Annotated in this window: 20 protein-coding genes; 10 read left to right on the forward strand and 10 right to left on the reverse strand. The window is 59.3% G+C overall.

Features of this window, described 5'->3' with window-relative positions:
- Nucleotides 1-15: 15 nt before the first annotated feature.
- Nucleotides 16-2163 (reverse strand): fatty acid oxidation complex subunit alpha FadB, encoded by a 2148-nt coding sequence (fadB, locus tag ACM6I7_RS10640; protein ID WP_024013640.1) that lies wholly within the window; start codon nt 2161-2163, stop codon nt 16-18.
- 527 nt (nt 2164-2690) lie between these two features.
- Nucleotides 2691-3128, reverse strand: coding sequence for a hypothetical protein (locus ACM6I7_RS10645; protein ID WP_027611444.1), 438 nt, complete (start codon nt 3126-3128; stop codon nt 2691-2693).
- 103 nt (nt 3129-3231) lie between these two features.
- Between ACM6I7_RS10645 and ACM6I7_RS10650 the strand changes: the two genes are divergently transcribed.
- Nucleotides 3232-3669 (forward strand): universal stress protein, encoded by a 438-nt coding sequence (locus ACM6I7_RS10650; protein ID WP_330207089.1) that lies wholly within the window; start codon nt 3232-3234, stop codon nt 3667-3669.
- 180 nt (nt 3670-3849) lie between these two features.
- On the opposite strand, the gene ACM6I7_RS10655 is transcribed toward ACM6I7_RS10650, so the two are convergent.
- Complete coding sequence (locus tag ACM6I7_RS10655) at nt 3850-5772, reverse strand: ATP-binding cassette domain-containing protein (protein WP_098964816.1); 1923 nt, start codon at nt 5770-5772, stop codon at nt 3850-3852.
- A 214-nt stretch (nt 5773-5986) separates the two neighbouring features.
- On the opposite strand from ACM6I7_RS10655, the gene ACM6I7_RS10660 reads away from it, so the two are divergent.
- Nucleotides 5987-7915, forward strand: a complete 1929-nt coding sequence (locus tag ACM6I7_RS10660) for a transglycosylase SLT domain-containing protein (RefSeq protein WP_414888528.1) — start codon at nt 5987-5989, stop codon at nt 7913-7915.
- 84 nt (nt 7916-7999) lie between these two features.
- Here the strand turns inward: ACM6I7_RS10660 and ACM6I7_RS10665 are convergent, their stop codons facing one another.
- Nucleotides 8000-9778, reverse strand: a complete 1779-nt coding sequence (locus ACM6I7_RS10665) for an ABC transporter transmembrane domain-containing protein (RefSeq protein ID WP_247269266.1) — start codon at nt 9776-9778, stop codon at nt 8000-8002.
- Nucleotides 9779-10034: 256 nt separating this feature from the next.
- On the opposite strand from ACM6I7_RS10665, the gene ACM6I7_RS10670 reads away from it, so the two are divergent.
- Nucleotides 10035-10214: a PA1571 family protein gene (locus tag ACM6I7_RS10670; protein WP_027611439.1), complete on the forward strand. Its 180-nt coding sequence runs from the start codon at nt 10035-10037 to the stop codon at nt 10212-10214.
- Nucleotides 10215-10377: 163 nt separating this feature from the next.
- On the opposite strand, the gene pdxB is transcribed toward ACM6I7_RS10670, so the two are convergent.
- Complete coding sequence (gene pdxB / locus ACM6I7_RS10675) at nt 10378-11520, reverse strand: 4-phosphoerythronate dehydrogenase PdxB (RefSeq protein ID WP_414888529.1); 1143 nt, start codon at nt 11518-11520, stop codon at nt 10378-10380.
- 171 nt (nt 11521-11691) lie between these two features.
- Here pdxB and ACM6I7_RS10680 point away from each other — a divergent pair, with 171 nt between their 5' ends.
- A complete protein-coding gene (locus tag ACM6I7_RS10680) occupies nt 11692-13101 on the forward strand; it encodes an MATE family efflux transporter (protein WP_414888530.1) in 1410 nt (469 codons plus the stop codon).
- A 138-nt stretch (nt 13102-13239) separates the two neighbouring features.
- On the opposite strand, the gene tusA is transcribed toward ACM6I7_RS10680, so the two are convergent.
- Nucleotides 13240-13491, reverse strand: a complete 252-nt coding sequence (gene tusA / locus ACM6I7_RS10685) for a sulfurtransferase TusA (protein ID WP_003226616.1) — start codon at nt 13489-13491, stop codon at nt 13240-13242.
- A 115-nt stretch (nt 13492-13606) separates the two neighbouring features.
- On the reverse strand, nt 13607-14680 hold the full coding sequence (gene rlmM / locus ACM6I7_RS10690) for a 23S rRNA (cytidine(2498)-2'-O)-methyltransferase RlmM (RefSeq protein WP_285373596.1): 1074 nt from the start codon (nt 14678-14680) through the stop codon (nt 13607-13609).
- Between the two features lie 222 nt (nt 14681-14902).
- Here rlmM and acnA point away from each other — a divergent pair, with 222 nt between their 5' ends.
- Nucleotides 14903-17644, forward strand: coding sequence for an aconitate hydratase AcnA (acnA, locus tag ACM6I7_RS10695; RefSeq protein ID WP_414888531.1), 2742 nt, complete (start codon nt 14903-14905; stop codon nt 17642-17644).
- Nucleotides 17645-18005: 361 nt separating this feature from the next.
- Here acnA and ACM6I7_RS10700 read toward each other — a convergent pair whose 3' ends face one another.
- Nucleotides 18006-18827 carry an aminoglycoside phosphotransferase family protein gene (locus tag ACM6I7_RS10700; RefSeq protein WP_285373594.1) on the reverse strand — a complete coding sequence of 274 codons (822 nt, stop codon included), beginning with the start codon at nt 18825-18827 and terminating at the stop codon, nt 18006-18008.
- Nucleotides 18814-19302, reverse strand: a complete 489-nt coding sequence (locus ACM6I7_RS10705; protein ID WP_095140019.1) for an SRPBCC family protein — start codon at nt 19300-19302, stop codon at nt 18814-18816. The genes ACM6I7_RS10700 and ACM6I7_RS10705 overlap by 14 nt, the downstream gene beginning before the upstream one ends.
- A 197-nt stretch (nt 19303-19499) precedes the next feature.
- Between ACM6I7_RS10705 and ACM6I7_RS10710 the strand changes: the two genes are divergently transcribed.
- The 5 genes from ACM6I7_RS10710 to ACM6I7_RS10730 all read left to right on the forward strand — a co-directional run bounded on the left by ACM6I7_RS10710 (nt 19500) and on the right by ACM6I7_RS10730 (nt 22672).
- Nucleotides 19500-20438 carry an ADP-ribosylglycohydrolase family protein gene (locus tag ACM6I7_RS10710; RefSeq protein WP_336838468.1) on the forward strand — a complete coding sequence of 313 codons (939 nt, stop codon included), beginning with the start codon at nt 19500-19502 and terminating at the stop codon, nt 20436-20438.
- Between the two features lie 38 nt (nt 20439-20476).
- Nucleotides 20477-20881: a lysozyme inhibitor LprI family protein gene (locus ACM6I7_RS10715; RefSeq protein ID WP_336838466.1), complete on the forward strand. Its 405-nt coding sequence runs from the start codon at nt 20477-20479 to the stop codon at nt 20879-20881.
- A 219-nt stretch (nt 20882-21100) separates the two neighbouring features.
- Entirely contained in the window at nt 21101-21706 is a 606-nt protein-coding gene (locus tag ACM6I7_RS10720) for a DUF2975 domain-containing protein (protein ID WP_095140016.1), read from the forward strand.
- 9 nt (nt 21707-21715) lie between these two features.
- Nucleotides 21716-21922 carry a helix-turn-helix domain-containing protein gene (locus tag ACM6I7_RS10725; RefSeq protein ID WP_003226632.1) on the forward strand — a complete coding sequence of 69 codons (207 nt, stop codon included), beginning with the start codon at nt 21716-21718 and terminating at the stop codon, nt 21920-21922.
- 78 nt (nt 21923-22000) lie between these two features.
- Nucleotides 22001-22672, forward strand: coding sequence for a hypothetical protein (locus ACM6I7_RS10730; RefSeq protein WP_183781273.1), 672 nt, complete (start codon nt 22001-22003; stop codon nt 22670-22672).
- 67 nt (nt 22673-22739) lie between these two features.
- Here ACM6I7_RS10730 and mrdA read toward each other — a convergent pair whose 3' ends face one another.
- The gene (gene mrdA, locus ACM6I7_RS10735; protein WP_150369307.1) at nt 22740-24632 is read right to left on the reverse strand and encodes a penicillin-binding protein 2; all 1893 of its coding nucleotides are present in this window, start codon (nt 24630-24632) and stop codon (nt 22740-22742) included.
- Between the last annotated feature and the right edge of the window lie 176 nt (nt 24633-24808).

The following is a 24808-nucleotide window of genomic DNA, read 5'->3' on the forward strand; positions in this document are numbered from 1 at the left end:
TCTAGTTGGGGGCGCTTAACCGAAGAAGCTCTGGCCGTTTTTGGCCATTTCGCGCAGCTTCGCGGTCGGGTGGTACAGCGCGCCCAAATCAGCGTACTGGTCAGCCAGGGCAACGAACTCGGCCACACCGATCGAATCGATGTAGCGCAGCGCACCGCCACGGAATGGAGGGAAACCGATACCGTAGACCAGACCCATGTCGGCTTCGGCGGCGGTTTCAACGATGCCGTCTTCCAGGCAGCGCACGGTTTCCAGGCACAGCGGGATCATCATCCAGTTGATGATGTCTTCGTCAGTGACTTCGCGCTGCTCGTAAACGATCGGCTTGAGCACTTCCAGCACCGACGGATCGGCAACCTTCTTCTGCTTGCCTTTCTTGTCGGCTTCGTAGGCGTAGAAGCCCTTGCCGTTCTTCTGGCCCAGACGCTTGGCTTCGTAAAGCACGTCGATGGCCGAACGACGGTCATCCTTCATGCGATCCGGGAAACCTTCAGCCATCACGTCACGACCGTGGTGACCGGTGTCGATGCCGACCACGTCCATCAGGTACGCCGGGCCCATCGGCCAGCCGAATTTTTCCATGACTTTATCGATGCGGACGAAATCCACACCAGCGCTGACCAGCTTGGCGAAACCGCCGAAGTACGGGAACAGAACGCGGTTGACCAGGAAGCCCGGGCAGTCGTTGACGACGATCGGGTTCTTGCCCATTTTCTTGGCGTAGGCAACGGTTGTGGCAATCGCCAGCTCGCTGGACTTCTCGCCACGGATCACTTCCACCAGCGGCATCATGTGCACCGGGTTGAAGAAGTGCATGCCGACGAAGTTTTCCGGGCGCTTGAGGGCCTTGGCCAGCAAGCTGATGGAAATCGTCGAGGTGTTGGACGCGAGGATGGTGTCCTCTTTGACCTTGTCTTCGACTTCAGCCAGCACAGCTTGCTTGACCTTCGGGTTCTCGACCACGGCTTCAACAACCAGATCGACGTGACCGAAGTCACCGTATGACAGGGTCGGACGAATACCGTTGAGCACTTCAGCCATTTTCGCGGCGGTCATGCGGCCTTTGTCAACGCGACCAACCAGCAGTTTGGCGGCTTCGGCCAGCCCCTGCTCGATACCGTGCTCGTTGATGTCCTTCATCAGGATCGGCGTACCTTTGGAGGCCGACTGATAGGCGATACCGCCACCCATGATGCCGGCGCCCAGTACGGCAGCCTGCTTCACGTCCTTGGCGATTTCGTCGTAGGCCTTGGCCTTTTTCTTCAGCTCCTGATCGTTCAGGAACAGACCGATCAAGCTCTGCGCGGCAGAGGTCTTGGCCAGTTTGACGAAACCGGCGGCTTCGACTTCCAGCGCCTTGTCACGACCGAAGTTCGCGGCTTTCTGGATGGTCTTGATGGCTTCAACCGGCGCCGGGTAGTTCGGGCCAGCTTGCCCTGCCACGAAACCTTTGGCGGTTTCGAAAGCCATCATCTGTTCAATGGCGTTCAACTTGAGTTTTTCAAGTTTTGGCTGACGCTTGGCCTTGTAATCGAACTCGCCGGAGATGGCGCGCTTGATCAGTTCAAGGGCAGCTTCCTGCAACTTCTCTGGAGCAACCACGGCGTCGACGGCGCTGACTTTCAGCGCATCTTCAGGACGGTTTTCCTTGCCGGCGGCAATCCATTCGATGGCGTTATCGACGCCAATCAGGCGCGGCAGACGCACGGTGCCGCCGAAGCCTGGGTAGATGCCCAGTTTGACTTCCGGCAGACCGATCTTGGCCTTGGTCGACATGACGCGGTAGTCCGCCGCCAGGCACATTTCCAGACCGCCACCCAGGGCGATGCCGTTGATCGCGGCCACGGTCGGAACGTTGAGGTCTTCGAAATCGCTGAAGATCTTGTTGGCTTCGAGATTGCCAGCAACCAGCTCGGCATCCGGCAGCTTGAAGTTGTCGACAAATTCGGTGATGTCGGCGCCGACGATGAACACGTCCTTGCCACTGCTGACGATCACGCCCTTGATCGAAGCATCTGCCTTGATGGTGTCCACGGCCTGACGCAGTTCGTTCAGGGTAAGACGGTTGAACTTGTTGACGGACTCACCCTTGAGGTCGAATTTCAATTCGACGATGCCACTTTCAAGAGCTTTAACCGTGATGGCTTTACCTTCGTAAATCATCAACTGATCTCCACGATATGGAAGCTGAACAGTACACGTCGGACGCAGGTAAATGGCTCGGCAGGACGCTTTTTCGTCGATGCTGACGCCAATCCACCCGGCACACCCGCCAACGCGATAGTCGGGATTCTGTAGGAGCAGTCTGTAAGACAAACGCTCAATTCATACGCCCGTTTGATTTGGGTACGTCACCTTCACGGAATTTCCAACAATTGTCAATCGCCCAAAATACGGGTTGAAATGCGACTTTGTGGTCATTTCCGTTGCACACAGATCCGCAACACGCAGCTGCATGCAAAGCCATTCATAGAATCAATAGTTAGAAAAGTCGCCCTAATTCCCGGCGAGCCTTGTTTAACAGGCTACGCTGGCTGGACTACAGGGAGAATCGCTGACCGCGAAAAGCCAAGGCAGCGATAAAAACAGTTACCGGCCTGCCTGGCCACCCCGCCCGATGAATCATGTCGGGCTTTTTATTGCTCGTCTGCCGGACGCTCCCCACCCTTGCAGTGGGAAAAGTCCGCGAGTCAGGCCAGCGCTTTCAGAGTCGCGTCGATATCCTGCAAAACCGTGGCTTCGCCCTTCTCGCCCCAGTACAGCGCGATCATCTGCTTGTCGGCCTCGACCTTGAACACGTTGCCCGGCAACTTTTCGAAATGATCGAGCAGCAACCGGTCCTCGCAGACTTCCTGCCACTGATTGACCCATACCCCCGGCGATTTCTGCCAGTAGGTCCAGCACGCCGGCTGAGTGCCACGCCGTGGCCGATGATATTGCGCGCACGGGCTGGGCGGCTCCTGAGACAGCCAGTGCGGCCACTCCTGAGGCGCCAGCTGCATGGCCAGCCCGATGCGTCGCGCCTCCATGCGCAGGGCCATCCGGCCGCTCTGCACGCGCGACGGGCGCAACCACGCCAGTGGACTCAAAACCACCAGCAGGATTGACACCACCAACCAGACCGTCATATCTCTACTCCCGACTTAAGGTGAGCGCATTGTGTCACTTTGGAACCAATGCGCTTGAAACCAGCCATACTTAACAATATTGAACCGTCACGAGGAGCACCTCATGCCCTACAACCATATCCTGGTCGCCGTAGACCTGACCGAAGAGTGCGACCCTGTGATTCACCGCGCCCGCGAGCTGTCGGCGAGCAATGGCGCCAAGCTGTCGCTGGTGCATATCGTCGAACCGATGGCGATGGCGTTTGGCGGCGACGTGCCGATGGATCTGTCACAACTGCAACAGCAGCAGTTCGATCAGGCCAAGGAGCGACTTGAACGCCTGAAAGCCAAATACGCCGAACTTGAGGGCGCCAATTGCCACCTGACCTATGGCCAGCCACGCCAGGAAATCCATCATTTCGCCAAGGAAAACACTTGCGATCTTATCGTGGTCGGCAGCCACGGCCGGCACGGTCTGGCACTGTTGCTGGGTTCCACGGCCAACGACGTGCTGCACGGCGCACCTTGCGATGTGCTGGCGGTGCACCTGATCAAACGCTGAAACACAAAAACCTGTGGGAGCGGGCTTGCTCGCGAAGGCGTCGTTAAATTCAACATTGATGCTGCCTGATACATCGCTTTCGCGAGCAAGCCCGCTCCCACATTGAATCTTCACCGAGACCCGAATATGAAAAGCCCGGCGCTCATCACTGAGCGTCGGGCTTTTTTGTTACCGGATCAATCAGGCATCCAGCTCGGCCCAACGCTCCACCAGTGCATCCAGCTCAGCCTGCAACTGCTCCAGCGAAGCAATCACCTTGGCCGTTTCTGCCGGCGGACGCTGATAGAAGCCGGCTTCAGCCATTTCGGCTTCGACGGCCGCGATCTGCTGCTCCTTGGCATCGATATCACCCGGCAATGCTTCCAGCTCACGCTGCAGCTTGTAGCTCAGCTTCTTCTTGGCTGCCGGCGCGGCAGCGGCAGGTGCGGCAGCCACGACAGGTTCAGCGGTGACCACAGCCGAATTCAGATCAGCCTTGCCCGACTTGCTCTCGGTCACGCCCAGCAGGCGCGGCGAACCGCCCTGACGGATCCAGTCCTGATAGCCACCGACGTATTCACGCACCTTACCTTCACCTTCGAAGACCAGGGTGCTGGTGACCACGTTATCGAGGAACGCCCGGTCGTGACTGACCATCAGCACAGTGCCGTTAAAGGTCAGCAGCACTTCTTCGAGCAGCTCGAGGGTTTCCACGTCGAGGTCGTTGGTCGGTTCGTCGAGTACCAGCAGGTTCGCCGGTTTGCTGAACAGTTTGGCCAGCAGCAAGCGCGCACGCTCACCACCGGACAGCGCCTTGACCGGCGTGCGCGCACGCTGCGGGCTGAACAGGAAGTCACCGAGGTAGCTCAGGACGTGGCGGCTCTGGCCGTCGATATCGATGAAGTCGCGACCTTCGGCGACGTTGTCGATCACGGTCTTTTCCAGATCCAGCTGATGGCGCAACTGGTCGAAGTAGGCCACGTCAATCCGGGTGCCCTCTTCCACTTTGCCGCTGGTCGGTTGCAGACCATTGAGCATCAGCTTCAGCAGGGTGGTCTTGCCGGTACCGTTGGCGCCGAGCAGGCCGATACGGTCGCCGCGCTGCAGGACCATCGAGAAGTCCTTGATCAGGTACGGACCGTCCGGGTGATGGAAGCTGACATTTTCCAACACCATCACTTGCTTGCCGGACTTGTCGGCAGTTTCCAGCTGGATATTCGCCTTGCCGGTCCGCTCGCGACGCTCGCTGCGCTCAACACGCAGGGCTTTCAAAGCGCGCACACGGCCTTCGTTACGGGTCCGACGAGCTTTGATGCCCTGACGGATCCACACTTCTTCCTGAGCCAGACGCTTGTCGAACAGCGCGTTGGCGGTTTCTTCAGCGGCCAGTGCGGCTTCTTTGTGCACGAGGAAGCTGGCGTAATCGCCGTTCCAGTCGATCAGGCCACCGCGATCCAGTTCGAGGATGCGCGTGGCGAGGTTCTGCAGGAAGGAACGGTCGTGCGTGATGAACAGCACGGCGCCCTGGAAATCCTTCAGGGCTTCTTCGAGCCAGGCAATCGCACCGATGTCCAGGTGGTTGGTCGGTTCGTCGAGCAGCAGCAGATCCGGTTCGGACACCAGCGCCTGCGCCAGCAGCACCCGACGACGCCAGCCACCGGACAACTCGGCGAGGGTCTTGTCGGCCGGCAGTTGCAGGCGGCTCAGAGTGCTGTCGACCAAGGTCTGCAGGCGCCAGCCGTCACGGGCTTCGAGGTCGTGCTGAACATGCATCAGCTTGTCCAGATCGGCGTCGGTGACGATGTTCTGGCTCAGGTGATGGTATTCGGCGAGCAAGGCGCCAACGCCGTCGAGGCCTTCGGCAACCACGTCGAATACGGTCCGCCCGTCGGCCACCGGCAATTCTTGCGGCAATTCGCCGATTTTCAGACCGGGGGCACGCCACACCGAGCCGTCATCGGGCTTCTGGTCGCCCTTGACCAGTTTCATCATGCTGGATTTGCCAGTGCCGTTGCGGCCGATGATGCACACCCGCTCACCACGGGCGATCTGCCAGGACACCTTGTCCAACAACGGCATCGCGCCGAATGCAAGGGACACATCGCTGAATTTGAGCAGGGTCATGAGCTTCTCCAAAAACCGGGCGCGCATTCTACCTGAGTTAGGCTCTCAGCAGGCCGGCAATTTGTCTGCCGAAGCACTCTGCACAACATTTGTTGCGAACTTGTGCTGCAAGACCGGCAAAGCTTTCGCCCGTTGCTGGCAAAAGGCTAAGCTACAGACAATTCAGTGCTGGCCGCGGCCGGTGCTTGTCATGATTTCTCTGCCCGGATGTCTCATGCGCAGTCGCCTTTTCAGTGTCTTGTCCTGTTTGCTACTTACCGCCGCTGCCGCTCAATCCGCCCAGGCGGTGGATCTGTCCACCCAACGCCAGTATTACGATGAAGCCAAGCGTGCCTTGGCCAAGGGCGATACCGGCCCGTACTTCCGTTATAGCCAGGCCCTCGCCGATTACCCGCTGGAACCGTATCTGGCCTACGACGAACTGACCGCGCGTCTGAAAACCGCGAGCAACGCCGAAATCGAGAAGTTCCTCGCCGAGCACGGCGACCTGCCCCAGGCCAACTGGATGAAGCTGCGCTGGCTGCGCTGGCTCGCCGACCGTGGCGACTGGGCTACTTTCACCAAATATTACGACCCTAAACTCAACTTCACCGAACTGGACTGCCTCAATGCGCAGTTCCAGATCAGCAGCGGCCACAAGGCCGAGGGCTATGCCAACGCCGACAAACTGTGGCTGACCGGTAAATCGCAACCGACTGCCTGTGACGGGCTGTTCGGCATCTGGGCCGCCGACGGCCAGTTGACCGAACAGAAACGCTGGGAACGCACCAAACTCGCCGCCCAGGCGCGCAACTATCCACTGGCCAACAGTCTGGTCAACGGCCTGACCACCCTCGCCCCGCGCGGTCGGCTGCTGGTAGATGTGGCGCAGAAACCCGAGCTGCTCAATCAGCCGTCGCGCTTCACCCCGGCCGACGAGCCGATGTCCGACGTGGTCAGCCTCGGCCTGCGCCGCCTCGCCCGTCAGGATCCGGACAAGGCCATGGCCCTGCTCGACGGATACGCCAGCAGCATGCATTTCTCCCGTGACGAGAAAGTCGCGATCGCCCGGGAAATCGGCCTGACCCTGGCCCGGCGTTTCGACAGTCGTGCGCTGGACGTGATGACCAAATACGATCCGGAGCTGCGTGACAACACCGTGTCCGAATGGCGCCTGCGTTTGCTGCTGCGACTGGCACGCTGGGACGATGCGTATCAGTTGACTCGTCGTCTGCCACAGGATCTGGCGACCACCAACCGCTGGCGTTACTGGCAGGCCCGCAGCCTGGAACTGGCGCAACCGCAGAACCCGGAAGCGCAGACCCTGTACAAAAATCTGGCGAAGGAACGCGACTTCTACGGTTTCCTCGCTGCCGACCGCTCGCAACTGCCTTACTCGCTGATGAACAAGCCGCTGGTACTCAGTCAGGCCACCATCAACAAGGTGCGTAACACTCCCGGCGTGCGGCGCGCGCTGGAATTCCATGCGCGCGGGCAGATCGTTGACGGTCGCCGCGAGTGGTATCACGTCAGTCGCCATTTCAATCGTGACGAAATGGTCGCTCAGGCCAAACTGGCCTACGACCTGAAATGGTACTTCCCGGCCATCCGCACCATCAGTCAGGCGCAATACTGGGACGACCTGGATATCCGCTTCCCGATGGCCCACCGCGACACACTGGTGCGTGAAGCCAAGACGCGCGGCCTGCATTCGAGCTGGGTGTTCGCCATTACTCGCCAGGAAAGTGCCTTCATGGACGACGCCCGCTCCGGCGTTGGTGCCAGCGGTCTGATGCAGTTGATGCCCGGCACTGCCAAGGAAACCGCACGCAAGTTCAGCATCCCGCTGGCCTCGCCGCAGCAAGTGCTCGATCCGGACAAGAACATCCAGCTCGGCGCCGCCTATCTGAGCCAGGTGCACAGCCAGTTCAACGGCAACCGCGTGCTGGCCTCCGCCGCCTACAACGCCGGCCCCGGCCGCGTGCGCCAGTGGCTGCGCGGTGCCGATCACCTGAGCTTCGACGTGTGGGTGGAAAGCATCCCGTTCGACGAAACCCGCCAGTACGTGCAAAACGTGCTGTCATACTCGGTGATCTACGGGCAGAAGCTCAATTCGCCGCAGCCGCTGGTGGACTGGCATGAGCGGTATTTCGACGATCAATGACAGGTGCTGAATACCTGAAATGAAAAATGCCCGCATCAATCGATGCGGGCATTTTTTTGTCTTCATCAAAGGTCTGCGGCAGTTCTACACCGCCACCGCATGCCCATCATTGAACTGCAGCGCTGCCAACCGCGCATACAGCGGATTGCTTACGATCAGTTCCTGATGGGTACCGATCGCTACCAACTGGCCCTGATCCATCACGGCGATCCGGTCGGCGTTTTTCACCGTGGCCAGTCGGTGTGCGATCACCAGCGTGGTGCGGTTTTGCATCAGGCTGGGCAAGGCTTCCTGAATCAGATGTTCGCTTTGCGCATCGAGGGCGCTGGTAGCTTCGTCCAGCAGCAGAATCGGCGCATCCACCAGCAGCGCGCGGGCAATCGCCAGGCGTTGACGCTGGCCGCCGGAAAGTCCGAGGCCGGCGTCCCCCAAGTGGGTCTGATAGCCATTGGGCATCTTCTCGATGAAGTCATGGGCGTGGGCAATTCTTGCCGCTTCCTTGACCTGTTCCAGCGTCGCATCTGCATTGCCGTAACGAATATTCTCTTCGACGCTGCCGAAAAACAGCGCAGGCGATTGCGAGACCAGGGCGAAATTGCGCCGCAGATCCAGCGGGTCGAGGCTGGTCAGCGGCACGCCATCTATCAGGATCCGGCCTTCAAGCGGGTCGTAGAAGCGCAACAGCAAGTCATACACCGTGGACTTGCCGGCCCCGGATGGCCCGACAAGGGCCAGGGTCTCGCCGGCCCTGATGGTCAGGCTCAAGCCGTTGACGGCGTAGCTGTCCGGACGTGACGGGTAGGAGAACCGCACATTCTGCAATTGCAGCTCGCCCTTGATCCGTTCTGGCAATGTCACCAGTCCGATGCTCGGTGGCTGGATGATGTTCTGCGAACTGAGCAGTTCCGCAATGCGCTCAGCGGCACCCGCCGCACGCTGCAACTCGCCGATGACTTCACTCAACGTGCCGATCGCACTGCCGACGATCAGGCTGTAGAAAACGAACGCCGCCAGTTCGCCACCGGTAATGCGCCCGGCAATCACGTCCATGCCGCCGACCCACAACATCACCGCCACCGCGCCGAGCACCAGCACGATCACCACAGTGATCATCCACGAGCGTTGAAAGATGCGCTTGCGTGCGGTATCGAACGCGTCCTCGACGGTCGTGGCAAAACGGCGCTCGTCCTGCACCTGATGGTTGTAGGCTTGCACGGTCTTGATCTGGCCCAGGGTTTCGGAGACATAGCTGCCAATGTCGGCGACCCGGTCCTGACTCAGCCGCGACAGATTACGCACGCGCCGACCGAAAATCAGAATCGGCGCGACCACGAACGGCAAGGCAATCACCACGATGCTAGTGAGTTTCGGGTTGGTGATAAACAGCAGGACCACCCCGCCGATCACCATCAACAGGTTGCGCAGAAACATCGACAGTGACGAGCCGATCACCGATTGCAGCAACGTAGTGTCGGCAGTCAGCCGGGACTGAATCTCCGAACTGCGGTTGTTTTCGTAAAACCCGGGATGCAGGTACACCAGATGGTTGAACACCTCGCGCCGGATGTCCGCCACACAGCGCTCACCGATCCACGATACCCAGTAAAACCGTGCAAACGTGCCGACCGCCAGGCCCAGTACCATCAGCATGAAGATGCCGATGCTCTGGTTCAGTTGATGCGGCGACTGCGTCATGAAGCCCCGATCGACCAGCAATTTGATCCCCTGCCCCATCGACAAAGTGACCGCCGCGGTGACGATCAGCGCCAGCAGAGCAGCGCCGACTTGCCAACGATAAGGCGCCAGAAACCGGCTGGTCAGGCTCAGCGCTCGACGGTGCCGGGAAGAAAGCTTCGAGATCATTCAGGTACACATCCGTGTTGGTGAAAGGGCTAGCCTAAACCTTCTATGGGGCGGAACTCTGTAAATCACAATGAGTCAGGTTAAATATGCCCCCAAAGACTAGGCCATAGTTGCTATTGGTCTAATGTCCCGGTTGAGACGAGCGGTCATTTCTGTTGGACTGGAGGTGCCGCTTTTGACAGACCCAAGGGTGTTGTCACAGCCTGGTCACGTGGCGGTTTTAATCTACGTGCACAACCTGATGAGGAGACAGGCCATGTCCTTGCAACACAGCAGCGATGACAAGATTCAAGTGATCCGCACCAAGCCCGGCCAACCTCTGGGTTGCTCGATTATCGACAAGGATGGGCGTGAAGTACCGATCACTGAAGACATGATCCAGGACGCGTGCCGCGAACTGGAGAAGCGATTGGTCAAGCCTGCCGAACAAAAGTGATATAGCCACCGTCTTCCTGACCCGGCCCCTGTTTGGCCGGGTTTTTTCTGCCTGCCGTTCTCTTCTGTTCTGTGTAGGAGCTGCCGAAGGCTGCGATCCTTTGATTTTGTTTCTCAGAGGCAAGATCAAAAAATCGCAGCCTTCGGCAGCTCCTACAGGATTTTCAGACAGCCACCGCCCCCAGCGCCGCCACAATCTGTTGCAACTGCGGCGAATCACCGTCGATCCGCACCTTCAACCCCTCGATCTCGCGCCGCACCGGATACTGCTTGCGCAACACATCGAAGGCCGCACGCTGTTCAGTGACATTGCCTACAAGACTGCGGCGAAAATCCGCATCATCGCGGCGCGGGTCGTACACCCCGCGGCACAACATCGCCAGCGCCCAGGCCGGATCGCTGTCGGCGTGCAGGGTCACTTCTGACAGCCACGGTGCCGGCAACAGGTCACTGAGCTGGATGCTCGGCGGCTGAACGATAAACTCGCAATAAGCCTGATAGATCTGCGCCGTCCCGCGCTGTTTGCCATCGAGGCTGTAACCGGCAATGTGCGGCGTGGCGAGCACGCAGAGTTCGGCGAGGGCGACATCGACTTCAGGCTCGGCTTCCCAGACGTCGAGCACCGCTTGCAGGTCTTCGCGCTCCAGCAGCACGTTGCGCAATGCGGCGTTATCCACCACTGGCCCACGCGCGGCGTTGATCAGCCAGGTGCCGGGTTTGAGCTGTTGCAGACGCCGTTCGTCAAACAGATGCCAGGTCGCGCCCTCGCCGGTACGGGTCAGCGGCGTGTGCAGGCTGATCACGTCGCACTGCTCGATGATCTGCTCGAGGCTGACGTAATCGCCGCCCTCGGCTGCCTGACGCGGCGGATCGCAAACTTTGACATTCCAGCCCAGGCCCTTGAGGACCTTGATCAACCGGCCGCCGACTTCACCGGCACCGATGACGCCGTAAGTACGTTGTGGCAGATCTACGCCTTCAATTTCCGCCAAAGTCATCAGGCTGCCAAGCACGTAATCGACCACGCCCCGCGCATTGCAACCAGGCGCGCTGGACCAGCTGATGCCGGCCTCGTTGAAATAATCGAGATCGAGGTGATCGGTACCAATGGTGCAGGTGCCGACGAAACGCACTTTGCTGCCTTCGAGCAACGCGCGGTTGACGTTGGTCACCGAGCGCACCAGCAACACATCGGCCTGCTCGACCGTTGCACGATCGATGGAACGGCCCGGCACCCGGCGGATCTCGCCGAAACCGGCAAAAAAGGCATCGAGCAGCGGAATATTTTCGTCGGCAACAATCAGCATGGCGGGCTCCTTGAGGGGATCGGCAGTTTAGGTGCAGATCCACCGTTGGGCCAGCGCCACAGTGGATGGCATCGATGATTACAAATCCGCAACAGAGGATTTTTCCTGACTGTCACGTCAGCGGCGTAGAATGCGGCGCCTTGCGCATCAACACCTGTGGACGCTTTGCCTGTGAATTCTGTTACTGATCAACCTCTCGCTGCCTCACTCACCCGCCCCGCGCGAATTCGCCTGGAGTTCAGGAACCTGCTCGCCCTGGCCTTGCCGATCATCATCGCGCAGCTGGCGACTACCGCGATGGGCTTCGTCGATGCGGTGATGGCCGGCCGCGTCGGGCCGAAAGATCTGGCGGCGGTAGCGCTGGGCAACTCGATCTGGGTCCCGGTGTTTCTGCTGATGACCGGCACCCTGCTGGCCACCACGCCGAAAGTCGCCCAGCGTTTTGGCGCTGGCACCCACAGTGAAATCGGCCCGATCGTGCGTCAGGCGCTGTGGCTGGCGCTGGTGGTGGGCCTGATCGCGACAGCAATGCTGGTCGCCGCCGAACCGGTGCTGCACCTGATGAAGGTCGATCCCGAGCTGATCGGCCCGTGCATGCAATACCTGCACGGCATTGCCAGCGGTCTGCCGGCGGTGGCGTTCTATCATGTGCTGCGCTGCACCAGTGACGGCATCGGCCGTACCCGCCCGGCGATGGTGCTGGGGCTGTGCGGTCTGGCGCTGAACATTCCGCTGAACTACATCTTCATCTATGGTCACTTCGGCGTGCCGGCCATGGGCGGCGTGGGTTGCGGCTGGGCCACGGCCATCGTGATGTGGGTCATGGTGCTGGGGCTGGCCGGTTACGAGCGCTGGGCGCCGGCCTATCGTTCGAGCGAGATCTTCAGCCGTTTCGACTGGCCACAATGGGCGGTGATCAAGCGTCTGCTGGCGATCGGTCTGCCGATTGGCATCGCGGTGTTTGCCGAGTCGAGCATCTTTGCAGTGATCGCCCTGCTGATCGGCAGCCTTGGCGCCACCGTGGTGGCCGGGCATCAGATCGCGCTGAACGTCAGCTCGCTGGTGTTCATGATTCCGTATTCGCTAGGTATGGCGGTGACCGTACGCGTCGGCCAGGCCTTGGGCCGTGAAGAGCCGCGTGAAGCACGCTTTGCAGCCGGCGTCGGCATGAGCACTGCACTGGCTTACGCCTGTATTTCGGCGAGCATGATGCTGTTGCTGCGCGAGCCGATTGCGTCGATCTATACGGCTGATCCGACGGTGATCCATATCGCGGCGATGCTGATTGTGTACTCGGCGCTGTTTCAGTTTTCCGATGCGATCCAAGTGACGGCTGCCGGCGCTCTGCGCGGTTATCAGGACACCCGGGTGACGATGATCCTGACCCTGTTCGCCTACTGGGGCATCGGCCTGCCGGTGGGTTATGCCCTCGGCCTGACCGACTGGCTCGGCGAACCGCGTGGCCCGAGCGGCTTGTGGCAGGGTTTGATCGTCGGTTTGAGCTGCGCGGCACTCATGCTGTCGATCCGCCTGACCCGAAGTGCGCGCAAGCGTATTCGGATCAGTCGCAGCGCCGGCTAAAACCCTTACGCAGGATAAAAAAAATGTGGGAGCGGGCTTGCTCGCGAAAGTGGTGTTTCAGTCGACATTTACAGTGACTGACACACCGCTTTCGCGAGCAAGCCCGCTCCCACATTGGGTTTTGCGTTTGCCTGAGGGTCAGGCTTGTTTCTTGCGGATCCAGTACAGATAAGTACCAGCCTCTTCGTGCTGGCCCACCAGTTCGTGGTCGAGAAACACGCAGAACTTGGGAATGTCGCGACGGGTCGAGGGATCGGTGGCAATCACCTTGAGCAGGCCGCCAGGTACCAGGTCTCGGATGTGCTGGTGCAGCATCATCACCGGTTCCGGGCAATTGAGACCGGTGGCGTCGAGGGTGCCGTCGACCGGCGTATCGATCATTTCACTCATGATTCACTCCTGAAACTGGCCGGCATTGTCGCGCATTGCCGGGTGCTCAGTCATCTGTAGCGAGGGGATTTATCCCCTCATCACAGAGATCATTTCCACAGGGTTTAGTGGTGACTCAGCGGGATTTGGTTTTCTTGATGTCATGCCGACGCAGATGGCAGGTCACTTCCTCGCGGTCGTGATACAGCTGCTTGCAGCCAATATCCACCTTGATCCCACGCGCCTTGAAGCCATCGGCGATGCGTTCGAGCAAGCGCTTCACTTCGGCATAACGCTGCTTCATCGGCAGCTTGAGATTGACTACCGCTTCGCGGCAATGGCCCTCGCCGATCCACTCTTCAAGCATCGCCGCGTTGCGCGCCGGCTTCTCGACGATGTCGCAGACCATCCAGTCCACCGGCTGCTTGGGCTTGAAGGTGAAGCCGTCGGCCATCAAGTGCTGCACCAGTCCGGTGTCCATCAGGCTCTCGGCCATCGGGCCGTTGTCGATGGCGGTCACCAGCATGCCGCGGTTGACCAATTGCCAGGTCCAGCCGCCCGGTGCCGCGCCGAGGTCGACGCCGGTCATGTCGCTGTGCAGGCGCTCGTCCCACTGGTCACGCGGGATGAAATGGTGCCAGGCCTCTTCCAGCTTCAAGGTCGAACGGCTTGGCGCCTCGCGCGGAAACTTCAGACGCGGAATGCCCATCGGCCACATCGCCGAGTTGCCGGCATCCGCCATGCCGAGGAACACTTCGCGACCACTTTTGAAGGTCAGCAGCAGGCGCGGTTTGCTCGCGTCGTCCACCAGTTTACCGGCACCGGTCAGCGCCTTGCGCAGCGGGCCTTCGAATTTCTTGCAGAAGTTCGACAGCTCTTTACCGTCGTTGGTGTCGACCACTTCCAGCCACAGGCTGCCGCAGACCGGGAAGTCCGCCATGTGCTCGAGGATGACGCTGATACGGTCGGTTTCCGGCAGATTGATGAAGACGCCACGCGCCCATTGCCGCGGGAAAATCAGCTCGGCGAAGCGTTGGCCGCGCATCAGGCGCTCGGCACCGTCTGCTTCGGTGCAGACAAACTCGGCATACGCGGTGGCCGGCTTGGCCTTGGCGTAACCGGCGACGTTGAGTTGGGCGGCGAGGTCGGAAATCTCCGAACAGACTTCGCCTTCGAAGCCTGGCCGGCAATGCATGAATAGGGTGTTCATTCTTACTCCTGGGCAGAGGGCGGACATTCGGCCCCTGCACGCTGCTCAAGCCTTGCGGTGAAGCAAAGCCTGTCACGAAAACCGGCGCATGATAGCCGATGTCGGAACCTTGGACTTGCCCATAGAGTCCAGTTATTAGCCAGCTACTGAAAACAGGGCTACGTTGATAGCTCTGCCCGTCCCCTCCGTCCGTAGCCGTGCGGACTCAAAGGAGTGATCGTAATGCCGTCCCTCGATAGTCTGAAGACCCTTAAAACTCTACAAATCGACGATACGACCTACCACTATTTCAGCCTGCCCGATGCCGCCAAGAGCCTTGGCAATATCGACCAGCTACCGATGTCGCTGAAAGTCCTGCTGGAAAACCTGCTGCGCTGGGAAGATGAAAAAACTGTCACTGGCGCCGATCTCAAGGCCATCGCTGCCTGGCTCAAGGAGCGCCGCTCCGACCGGGAAATCCAGTACCGCCCTGCCCGGGTATTGATGCAGGACTTTACCGGTGTACCTGCGGTGGTGGATCTCGCCGCGATGCGCGCCGCCATGGCCAAGGCCGGCGGTGATCCGCAGCGAATCAACCCGCTGTCGCCGGTGGATCTGGTGATCGACCACTCGGTGATGGTCGACAAATTCGCTACCCCGAGCGCCTTCGAACAGAACGTCGACATCGAGATGCAGCGCAACGGCGAGCGTTATGCGTTCCTGCGCTGGGGCCAGAGCGCCTTCGATAACTTCAGCGTGGTGCCACCAGGCACCGGGATCTGCCACCAGGTCAACCTCGAATACCTCGGGCGCACGGTGTGGACCAAGGATGAGGACGGCCGCACCTACGCCTTCCCCGACACGTTGGTAGGCACCGACTCCCACACCACCATGATCAACGGCCTCGGCGTACTCGGCTGGGGCGTCGGCGGGATCGAGGCGGAAGCCGCGATGCTCGGCCAACCGGTGTCGATGCTGATTCCGGAAGTGATCGGTTTCAAACTCACCGGCAAGCTCAAGGAAGGCATCACCGCCACCGACCTGGTGCTGACCGTCACGCAGATGCTGCGCAAAAAAGGGGTGGTCGGCAAATTCGTCGAATTCTACGGTGACGGTCTCGCCGATCTGCCACTGGCCGACCGCGCGACCATCGCCAACATGGCCCCGGAATACGGCGCGACCTGCGGCTTCTTCCCGGTCGATGACGTAACCCTCGAATACCTGCGCCTGTCCGGTCGCCCGGCCGAAGTGGTGAAACTGGTCGAGGCCTACACCAAGGCTCAGGGCCTGTGGCGCCTGCCCGGTCAGGAACCGGTGTTCACCGACAGCCTGGCGCTGGACATGGGCAGCGTCGAAGCCAGCCTTGCCGGGCCAAAGCGCCCGCAGGATCGGGTTTCGCTGCCGAACGTGGCGCAGGCCTTCAGTGACTTCATGGACCTGCAATTCAAGCCCACCAGCAAGGAAGAAGGTCGCCTGGAAAGCGAGGGTGGTGGTGGCGTGGCCGTGGGTAACGCCGATCTGGTCGGCGAAACCGAGTATGAATACGAAGGCCAGACCTATCGCCTGAAAAACGGCGCGGTGGTAATCGCCGCGATCACCTCCTGCACCAACACCTCCAACCCGAGCGTGATGATGGCGGCGGGTCTGCTAGCAAAAAAAGCCGTGGAGAAAGGCCTGACCCGCAAGCCGTGGGTCAAGAGTTCGCTGGCACCCGGGTCGAAAGTGGTCACCGACTACTACAAGGCGGCGGGGCTGACGCAATACCTCGATCAACTGGGCTTTTCGCTGGTCGGTTATGGCTGCACCACGTGCATCGGCAACTCCGGGCCACTGCCGGAACCGATCGAGAAAGCCATTCAGAAAGCCGACCTCACCGTGGCGTCGGTGCTCTCCGGCAACCGCAACTTCGAAGGACGGGTGCATCCGCTGGTGAAAACCAACTGGCTGGCCTCGCCACCGCTGGTGGTCGCCTACGCCTTGGCCGGCAGCGTGCGCACCGACATCAGCACTGAACCGCTGGGTAACGACCAGCAAGGCAATCCGGTGTACCTGCGCGACATCTGGCCGAGCAGCAAGGAAATCGCCGAGGCGGTGAATCAGGTGAACACCGCGATGTTCCACAAGGAATACGCCGAAGTGTTTGCCGGCGACGAGCAATGGCAAGCGATCCAAGTGCCGCAGGCCGCCACCTATGTGTGGCAGGACGATTCGACCTACATCCAGCATCCACCGTTCTTCGACGACATTTCCGGACCGTTGCCGGTGATCACCGACGTCAAGGGCGCGCGGGTTCTGGCGCTGTTGGGCGATTCGGTAACCACTGACCACATCTCCCCTGCAGGTAACATCAAAGCTGACAGTCCGGCCGGGCGCTATCTGCGCGAAAAAGGCGTGGAGCCGCGGGACTTCAACTCCTATGGTTCACGGCGTGGCAACCACGAAGTGATGATGCGCGGCACATTCGCCAACATCCGCATTCGTAACGAGATGCTCGGCGGCGAAGAAGGTGGCAACACGATCTACATCCCGAGCGGCGAGAAAATGCCGATTTATGATGCAGCCATGCTGTATCAGGCCTCGGGCACGCCGCTGGTGGTGATCGCCGGTCAGGAATACGGTACCGGCTCCAGCCGTGACTGGGCGGCCAAAGGCACCAACCTGCTGGGCGTCAAAGCGGTGATCGCTGAAAGCTTCGAGCGTATCCACCGTTCCAACCTGGTGGGCATGGGCGTGTTGCCGCTGCAGTTCAAGCTCGATCAGAACCGCAAGAGCCTGAACCTCACCGGCAAGGAAACCCTGGATATTCAGGGCCTGACCGGTGTCGAGCTGACCCCGCGCATGAACCTGGCTCTGGTGATCACCCGTGAAGACGGGCGACAGGAGAAAATCGAGGTGCTGTGCCGCATTGATACGTTGAATGAGGTGGAGTACTTCAAGTCCGGTGGGATTCTGCACTACGTGTTGCGGCAGCTGATCGCCTCTTGATTGCTTGATTCCTGTGGTGAGGGGATTCATCCCCGATGGACTGCGCAGCAGGCCCTTTTTTGAGGTCGCTTCGCTACCCATCGGGGATAAATCCCCTCGCTACAGGTGCTCGACACAAGCCTTCAGCGCTTTTGTACAGGCGAAAAAAAACCCGCCGAAGCGGGTTTTTCCCAAGACCATTATCGACTCCCTGTCGGCAGCGATCCTTGCTATGGTCGATCATCCGTGATCCTGAAACACTCCCTGTGTCTCAGTTGATGGGTGTAGATTACGCCGTGGATCCAATCGGCAATAGTCGCAAAAGCTACCACCGCGTGTAAGACATTCGCTATACCAGCCCTTCCGAAAACCCTTAGCCCTCTCAGTCATCCAGCAGGCAAGCGGCGATTTGCGCGACCTGCAGCTGTTGGGCAGCCTGTTGCTGCGCATCGTCCTCCAAGAACCAGGCGGCCGACAATCCGGCAAACGCCAGCACCCATTGCAGCAAGCGTCGGCGATCAAGCCCGGACGCCTCGACGATCACCTCAACCTGCCGGCGCAATCGCTGTGAATCGCCAGCCGTCGGCAAGTCCGGGTTGCAGATCAGGTTGGCGTAGTCATAACCGCGCTCGCCACGTATTCGTTTGGGATCAATAGCGAGCCAGCCGTGTGCAGCGAAATCGAGAACATTGTCGTGGTGCATGTCACCGTGCAGCACCACCACGTCCTGCGGATCTGCGAGCAAGGCTTCAGCCGCTCGCAGGCTCAGGGCATAGGTCCCGCCATGTTCGGCCGCGGCCACGCGCAGCGAGGCGAACCACGGTGCCAGCTCCACCAGCGGCGGTGGCGGCGTCGGGCGCGGCGCATGCAAGCGCGCTAGTGTCGTGCACATGATCTGCGTGGCTTCGTCGTCTTCACCGTTGAGCGCCATGTGCATCAACGAACGCCGGCCCATGGCCCGTTCCAGCAACAAACCTTCCTCGTGATGGGCCAGCACCTGCGCTGCGCCCTCACCGTCCCACCAAGTCATCAGTCGATTGCCGAATTGCTCGTCGGTATCCAGCGCAACCTTGAGCATGGCCGGCGTTTCGCCAAAACGCACCGGCAACAGACGGCTGCCGAGGGTTATGATCGGCTCACCGTCCGGCACCAGCGCCCAGCGTTGCAACCAGGGTTCGAAGATTGCGCAGTCAGTCACCGTCACGCTCGCGCGCCTTCGCGCTTTCGGCGAGAAACTGTTCAAGTCGACTCAGCTGTTCCTCCCAGCCACGGCTGTCCATGTAATACGCCTCCTTCTGTCGTACATCGGGAATGTGCGCGAAGCCGGACTCGGACACTTTGAGCAAAGTGCCGCCCTCGTAATCCTGCAGCTCGAACTTGACCAGCGTCGTCGGCTCCTGTGAATAGTCGATCTTTGGATTGACTGCGTAGGGGTGCCAGCGAAACGAAAACAACTGCTGTGGCTCGACCCGCTCGACGAGCACGTTCCACAACACATGCTCATAACCTGGATAGGTGACCTGCCCTTGCGTCCATTCCCCGGCAATGAACCGCCTGCCCTCCAGCGCTACACCAAACCACTGGCCAAACGCCTCGGCATCAACCAATGCGCGCCAGACATAAGAACGCGATGCCTTGAGCATGATTTTGCGTTCGAAACTATTGGGTACCGGTTTCATAAGTCACCTCCTGTTTTGAACAGTAGGCTTGTATGACCACATGTCCAACCTGAAGTTGTATCAAAGAGCTGCACCTGTTCAGTCCAAAGGAAACATTCGGCGGCATTTCCGATCGTTGAATAAGTGAATGACTGACGCAACCCTCCCGCTGAACCTGTTACCTTTTCCAGCGAAATGGATACAAACAAGGACGAAGCATGCAGCCATCTCTATCCGAACGTTATCGCGGCGCTCTGCTCGGTCTCGCTTGCGGCGACGCCGTCGGCACCACGGTGGAGTTCAAGCCACGAGGCTCATTCCAGCCGCTGACGGACATGGTCGGCGGTGGCCCCTTTCACTTGAAGCCCGGACAATGGACGGATGACACCTCGATGGCGCTGTGCCTGGCGGAGAGTCTTCTGAGCAAAAACACATTCGATGCGGCGGACCAGATGGGACGCTATCTGAACTGGTGGCGGTGGGGATATCTCAGCTCGACGGGGGATTGTTTCGATATTGGAATGACCGTCAGTCAGGCACTGTCGCAGTATCAGCAAACCGGTCAGCCCTTTGCCGGGTCAACCGACCCGTTTACCGCCGGCAACGGCTCGCTCATGCGTTTGGCGCCGGTGGTGCTGTTTTTCTTCCCTGACGTCCAGCAGATTCGCCAGTTCGCCAGCGACAGTTCGCGGACAACCCACGCGGCCCCTGAAGCCATCGAATGCTGTCAATTGTTTGCCGAACTGATCGCCAACGCGCTGTTCGGTACCTGCAAAAACGAACTGTGCAGGCTGCCGCGCTCAGCTTTCACTGAGCCTAAAGTTGCCGCGATTGCTCGGGGAGATTATCTGGCCAAATCAGTCAATGATATCCGTGGCAGCGGCTACAGCGTTGAGTCGTTGGAAGCCGCGCTGTGGTGTTTTCATCACACCGACAGTTTTACAGCGGCGATTCTGCAAGCCGCCAACCTCGGCGATGATGCTGACACCACTGCCGCGATCGTCGGTCAATTGGCCGGGGCCTATTATGGCGTTCGGGCGATTCCTGCTCACTGGCTGGAAATACTTCATGACGGCGAGGAGATTGCAGCCACAGCGGATCGCCTGCTCGAAGCCTCCCGACTGCGCGTTCCTGAATACAAGCACCACAGCCGCTAAACTGCTCTGCACTTTCATCCGACACAGTGAGATTAACCATGCTCCCACGCCTGCTCCTGGCCCTGACACCCGTCCTGTTCACGCCTCTCGCCCACGCCGCCGTCGACTGCGCCAACGCCAGCGATCAGGCCACCATGAACCAGTGCGCCGGGCAGGAATTCAAGGCAGCGGACAAGCAGCTGAACGCGGTGTATCAGCAGATCACCGGTCGTTTGAAGGACAACGCCGACGCCAAAAAGCTGCTGGTGAGCGCGCAGCGGGCGTGGATCGGCTTTCGTGATGCCGAATGCAAGTTTTCCGCGTCCGGTGTGGACGGCGGGAGTGTTTATCCATTGATTTACAGCAATTGCCTGACCGAGGTGACCAAGGTGCGGGTCGAGGCGCTGAAGCAGTATTTGAATTGTCAGGAAGGTGACATGAGTTGCCCGGTGCCAGGGGCCTGATGTAGCAGGGGTTTCAGTTTCGCCGACAGGTTTGTTGATTCCCCACTCGGAGCACCTGTCGCGCGCTGGCCAGCCTACCGACTCCCCGCACCATGCGAGCGACCATGCGGCGCCGGATTAGAAGAGGATGCTCAAGCATTAAAATCAAAAATTAATTATTGTAATTAGATAATTTATCATCGAGAATTCGCTACCAAATTGTAGCAACCAGGAATTTTCATGAGTACTCACATCAACGGATTGGCGCTGCAGCGCATGCATTGGATAGGGCTGCTGGCAGCAATTCTCGTCTGGGTTCTGGGGGTAACGGAGGTCGGCGGCAACGCAACGATCTGGTTCTTCAAAAAGGATGAAATGCTGGCGGGCCTGCTCTATGCCTTTGCTGAGGGCTCGCCGCAATTGCTTGACCCGTTTGTCGAAGGCGCACTGCTTGATCCCGACACCTGGCTGTCATCAACGGTCACGGCGCTGATCGTCTTTCTGGATTTCCTGCCCGTGGTCCTGTCGGCTTACGCGTTATGGCTGACCGGTTTGTTTTTTCTGCGCTTGTCGCGCGGCGAAACCTGGACCGACCGCAACATCAGGGTCCTCTGGCGAGTAGGCGTACTCTGCATCGTTTCTCCGGCAACCTACCCGTTAATAGAGACCTTGCAAGGTCTGGCGTTGTCGATAGATCTACCGCCGGGGGATCGGATTTTCCAGTTCTCTATCGGAATGTCTTCCGCTTCTGCCTACGAAATAATCAAAGGCGTATTACTCTGTATTTTTTCAATTATCATGCGTGACGCAAAAGTACTCAGCGATGAGCAAAGCCAATACATATAGAACAATATAATGACCATTATTGTCCGCCTTGACGTAGTCATGGCCACGCAAAAAATTCGTTCAAAAGAGTTAGCCGCCCTGCTCGGGATCACCGAGGCGAATCTGTCATTGCTCAAAAACGGCAAAGTCAAAGGCGTGAAGATGGCAACTCTGGACAAGCTCTGCGCTGCGCTCGATTGCCAGCCTGGCGATCTGCTGGAATACCAGAAAGACTAGCCCGCTGGCGGCGGTTTATTTATCGCCCCCTCATCCGTTTAACTTTTATTCAATCCTTAGTTGCAAGGCGTCTTTGTCATGTCCCGTTATTTGTTCTGCGTCCTATTAATGCTGACCGCGTTGCTTGGCGGCTGCGCCACGCAAATAGACGTAGCACTCAACGCAATACCTGATCCGGACTATCAGTTCGATCGAAAGGCAACCGTGCTGGTGACCTCGGCCAACGGCGCCGATGAGAACGCACTGAATGCCCGCTACTATCTTCGCGACATGGTCAACGCACTGAAAGACAGAGGCTTTCAGGAGGTTTATACCGACGCCAGCCTGCCCAGGAATCACGCGCCGATCAAAATGATCATTACTCTCGATATCGGCAGCCGGCAAGTGTCTTACCGCTATACCGCCACCGACTATGGGCAAGTGCCGACCAGCACTACGACCGTGTGCAAGAACGCCAAGAAGAAAGATGACCGACTGACCTGCACCAGTAAGCCCAATACGACCTATGGCCCGGTGGGAACTTCAGAGCGTATCGGCTACACAACCCTCAGTACGTTCATTGCCACCGCCCGGGATGAAGCGAGCAAGCGCACGGTGTATCTGCTGCGGGCGTCGTCTTATAACGAGGACTGTCAGGCCGCCAAGGTCGAAGCGTTTCTGGTCGAGCAGGGCCTGCAGAATTTGAACTTCCAGGATCGCATGCAACGCAACTACAGCGTCACGATGCCCGAGGGTTACAGCTGCAAGTAGTCAGTTGCCCAAACGTAAGAGCTTCACAGCTCAGCCGGCGTGAGGCGGTGCTGTGAAGCTGACTCCGTTAGACGTGGGGATCACCCGGCGGCTTGGCCGGCGCCGCGTATTGCGGCTTGAGGTGGCCGTCCTGGTCCAGTAACCAGGCGTCCATGATCTGTCGCACCACAGGGCCGGCCACTCGACCACCGGCCTCACCGTTTTCGATCATCACCGAGATGGCGATCTTCGGGTGCTCTGCCGGAGCGAAACCAACAAACAAGGCGTTGTCGCGATGGCGCTCAAGAGTTTTCTCCCGGTTGTAGCGCTCGCCTTGCTTGATCGCTACCACTTGCGCGGTACCACTCTTACCGGCAATGCGATACTGCGCTCCTGCCGCTGCGGCGCGCGCGATACCCCGGGCATCGTGCATCACCATCTGCATGCCGTGGTTGACCTGATCCCAGTCACGCGGGTTTTTCAGCAGGATATTCGGCATCGGATGCTCGTCGACCGGTGCCACGCCATCGACCGTTTTCGCCAGGTGCGGGCGATTCCATACGCCCTTGTTGGCAATCAGCGCGGTGGCCTGAGCCAGTTGCAACGGCGTAACCTGCATATAACCCTGGCCGATACCCAGAATCACCGTTTCCCCAGGGAACCACGCCTGACGACGTGTGGCACGTTTCCAGGCCTGAGATGGCATCAAACCGGGCGACTCTTCGAACATGTCCAGCGAGACTTTTTCGCCGAGGCCGAACATCGCCATATAGTCGTGCAGACGATCGATGCCGAGCTTGTGTGCCAGGTCGTAGAAGTAGGTGTCGTTGGAGCGCATGATCGCCGCGTCCATGTCCACCCAGCCATCGCCACTGTGGTTCCAGTTGCGGTACTTGTGATCGAAATCCGGGAGTTGGTAGTAGCCTGGGTCGAAGACGCGGGTCTGCGGCGTCACGACACCGGCATCGAGGCCGGCGATTGCCACTTCCGGCTTGATGGTCGAACCCGGCGCATAAAGGCCGCGCAACACACGGTTGAACAGCGGGCGGTCGATGGAATCGCGTAGCGCCGAGTACTCCTTGGAGCTGATACCGGTCACGAACAGGTTCGGGTCGAAACTCGGATTGCTGACCATGGCCAGCACTTCACCGGTGGACGGGTCGAGAGCCACCACCGAGCCACGACGGTCGCCCAGTGCGGCTTCCGCAGCCTCCTGCAGTTTGACGTCGAGACTTAGAACGATGTTTTTGCCAGGGACCGGATCGGTGTGCTTGAGCACCCGCAATACTCGGCCCTGGGCGTTGGTCTCAACTTCTTCATAGCCAACGTGACCGTGCAGTTGCGCTTCGTAGAAGCGTTCGATACCGGTTTTTCCGATGGACTGCGTGCCACGGTATTCAACCGAATCGAGGGTCTTGGACTCTTTTTCATTGATCCGGCCAACGTAGCCGATCGAATGTGCGAAATGCGCCCCCAACGGGTAATGCCGAACGAACTGCGGCTCGACATCGAGGCCAGGCAAACGGAACTCGTTAACCGCCAACACGGCGATTTGTTCCTCCGTCAGCTCGTAGAACAGTGTCACCGGCGTGAATGGGTGACGGGACTGCTTCAGGGCCTTATCGAAAACCGTACGATCTTCGGCGGGTAAATGCAGCAGATTAATTACCTCGTCCAGCTCCTGATTAACATCAGTGGCGCGTTCGCGGGTAATGATCAGGTTGTAACTGGGACGGTTATCAGCGAGCAGCACACCATTGCGATCGTAGATCAGGCCTCTTGTCGGCGGAATCGGCAAGACGTGCACGCGGTTGTTTTCAGAGATGGTCGAGTGGTAGTCGTATTCAACCACTTGCAGGATGTACAGGCGCACCACCAGCGCGCAGCTGATAGCAAAGACGAACAGAGCGCAGGCGATCAACCGCTTGTTGACCAGACGCGTCTCTTTTTCGTGATCCTTGATCGGGATGGGTTCAGGCATTTCTACAGCAACTCTTTGACATAAATTGAGTGCCGATCCGTGGGCATGACATCAGTCCGTTAAAAAACGAGCTGCACCATACCAAAAACCGAGTGGTCACTTCAGAAGGATTTTCCCTAATGGCAGTCCCGGCGACGGTTGGAACTCTCGTGCCGTCTGACTCTGGCGAGAGGAGC

The sequence above is a fragment of the Pseudomonas sp. IT-93MI4 genome, assembly GCF_949767635.1.
Classification (GTDB): domain Bacteria; phylum Pseudomonadota; class Gammaproteobacteria; order Pseudomonadales; family Pseudomonadaceae; genus Aquipseudomonas; species Aquipseudomonas putida_A.

What these genes read in the sequence shown, in the direction of transcription:
- ACM6I7_RS10710 (WP_336838468.1), top strand. Translation starts at nt 19,500, where the DNA reads ATGCAGCCATCTCTATCCGAACGTTATCGCGGCGCTCTGCTCGGTCTC.
- ACM6I7_RS10655 (WP_098964816.1), bottom strand. Translation starts at nt 5,772, where the DNA reads ATGACCCTGCTCAAATTCAGCGATGTGTCCCTTGCATTCGGCGCGATG.
- ACM6I7_RS10670 (WP_027611439.1), top strand. Translation starts at nt 10,035, where the DNA reads ATGTCCTTGCAACACAGCAGCGATGACAAGATTCAAGTGATCCGCACC.
- ACM6I7_RS10660 (WP_414888528.1), top strand. Translation starts at nt 5,987, where the DNA reads ATGCGCAGTCGCCTTTTCAGTGTCTTGTCCTGTTTGCTACTTACCGCC.
- mrdA (WP_150369307.1), bottom strand. Translation starts at nt 24,632, where the DNA reads ATGCCTGAACCCATCCCGATCAAGGATCACGAAAAAGAGACGCGTCTG.
- ACM6I7_RS10720 (WP_095140016.1), top strand. Translation starts at nt 21,101, where the DNA reads ATGAGTACTCACATCAACGGATTGGCGCTGCAGCGCATGCATTGGATA.
- ACM6I7_RS10665 (WP_247269266.1), bottom strand. Translation starts at nt 9,778, where the DNA reads ATGATCTCGAAGCTTTCTTCCCGGCACCGTCGAGCGCTGAGCCTGACC.
- ACM6I7_RS10725 (WP_003226632.1), top strand. Translation starts at nt 21,716, where the DNA reads ATGACCATTATTGTCCGCCTTGACGTAGTCATGGCCACGCAAAAAATT.
- acnA (WP_414888531.1), top strand. Translation starts at nt 14,903, where the DNA reads ATGCCGTCCCTCGATAGTCTGAAGACCCTTAAAACTCTACAAATCGAC.
- tusA (WP_003226616.1), bottom strand. Translation starts at nt 13,491, where the DNA reads ATGAGTGAAATGATCGATACGCCGGTCGACGGCACCCTCGACGCCACC.
- ACM6I7_RS10730 (WP_183781273.1), top strand. Translation starts at nt 22,001, where the DNA reads ATGTCCCGTTATTTGTTCTGCGTCCTATTAATGCTGACCGCGTTGCTT.
- ACM6I7_RS10705 (WP_095140019.1), bottom strand. Translation starts at nt 19,302, where the DNA reads ATGAAACCGGTACCCAATAGTTTCGAACGCAAAATCATGCTCAAGGCA.
- ACM6I7_RS10715 (WP_336838466.1), top strand. Translation starts at nt 20,477, where the DNA reads ATGCTCCCACGCCTGCTCCTGGCCCTGACACCCGTCCTGTTCACGCCT.
- ACM6I7_RS10650 (WP_330207089.1), top strand. Translation starts at nt 3,232, where the DNA reads ATGCCCTACAACCATATCCTGGTCGCCGTAGACCTGACCGAAGAGTGC.
- pdxB (WP_414888529.1), bottom strand. Translation starts at nt 11,520, where the DNA reads ATGCTGATTGTTGCCGACGAAAATATTCCGCTGCTCGATGCCTTTTTT.
- rlmM (WP_285373596.1), bottom strand. Translation starts at nt 14,680, where the DNA reads ATGAACACCCTATTCATGCATTGCCGGCCAGGCTTCGAAGGCGAAGTC.
- ACM6I7_RS10645 (WP_027611444.1), bottom strand. Translation starts at nt 3,128, where the DNA reads ATGACGGTCTGGTTGGTGGTGTCAATCCTGCTGGTGGTTTTGAGTCCA.
- fadB (WP_024013640.1), bottom strand. Translation starts at nt 2,163, where the DNA reads ATGATTTACGAAGGTAAAGCCATCACGGTTAAAGCTCTTGAAAGTGGC.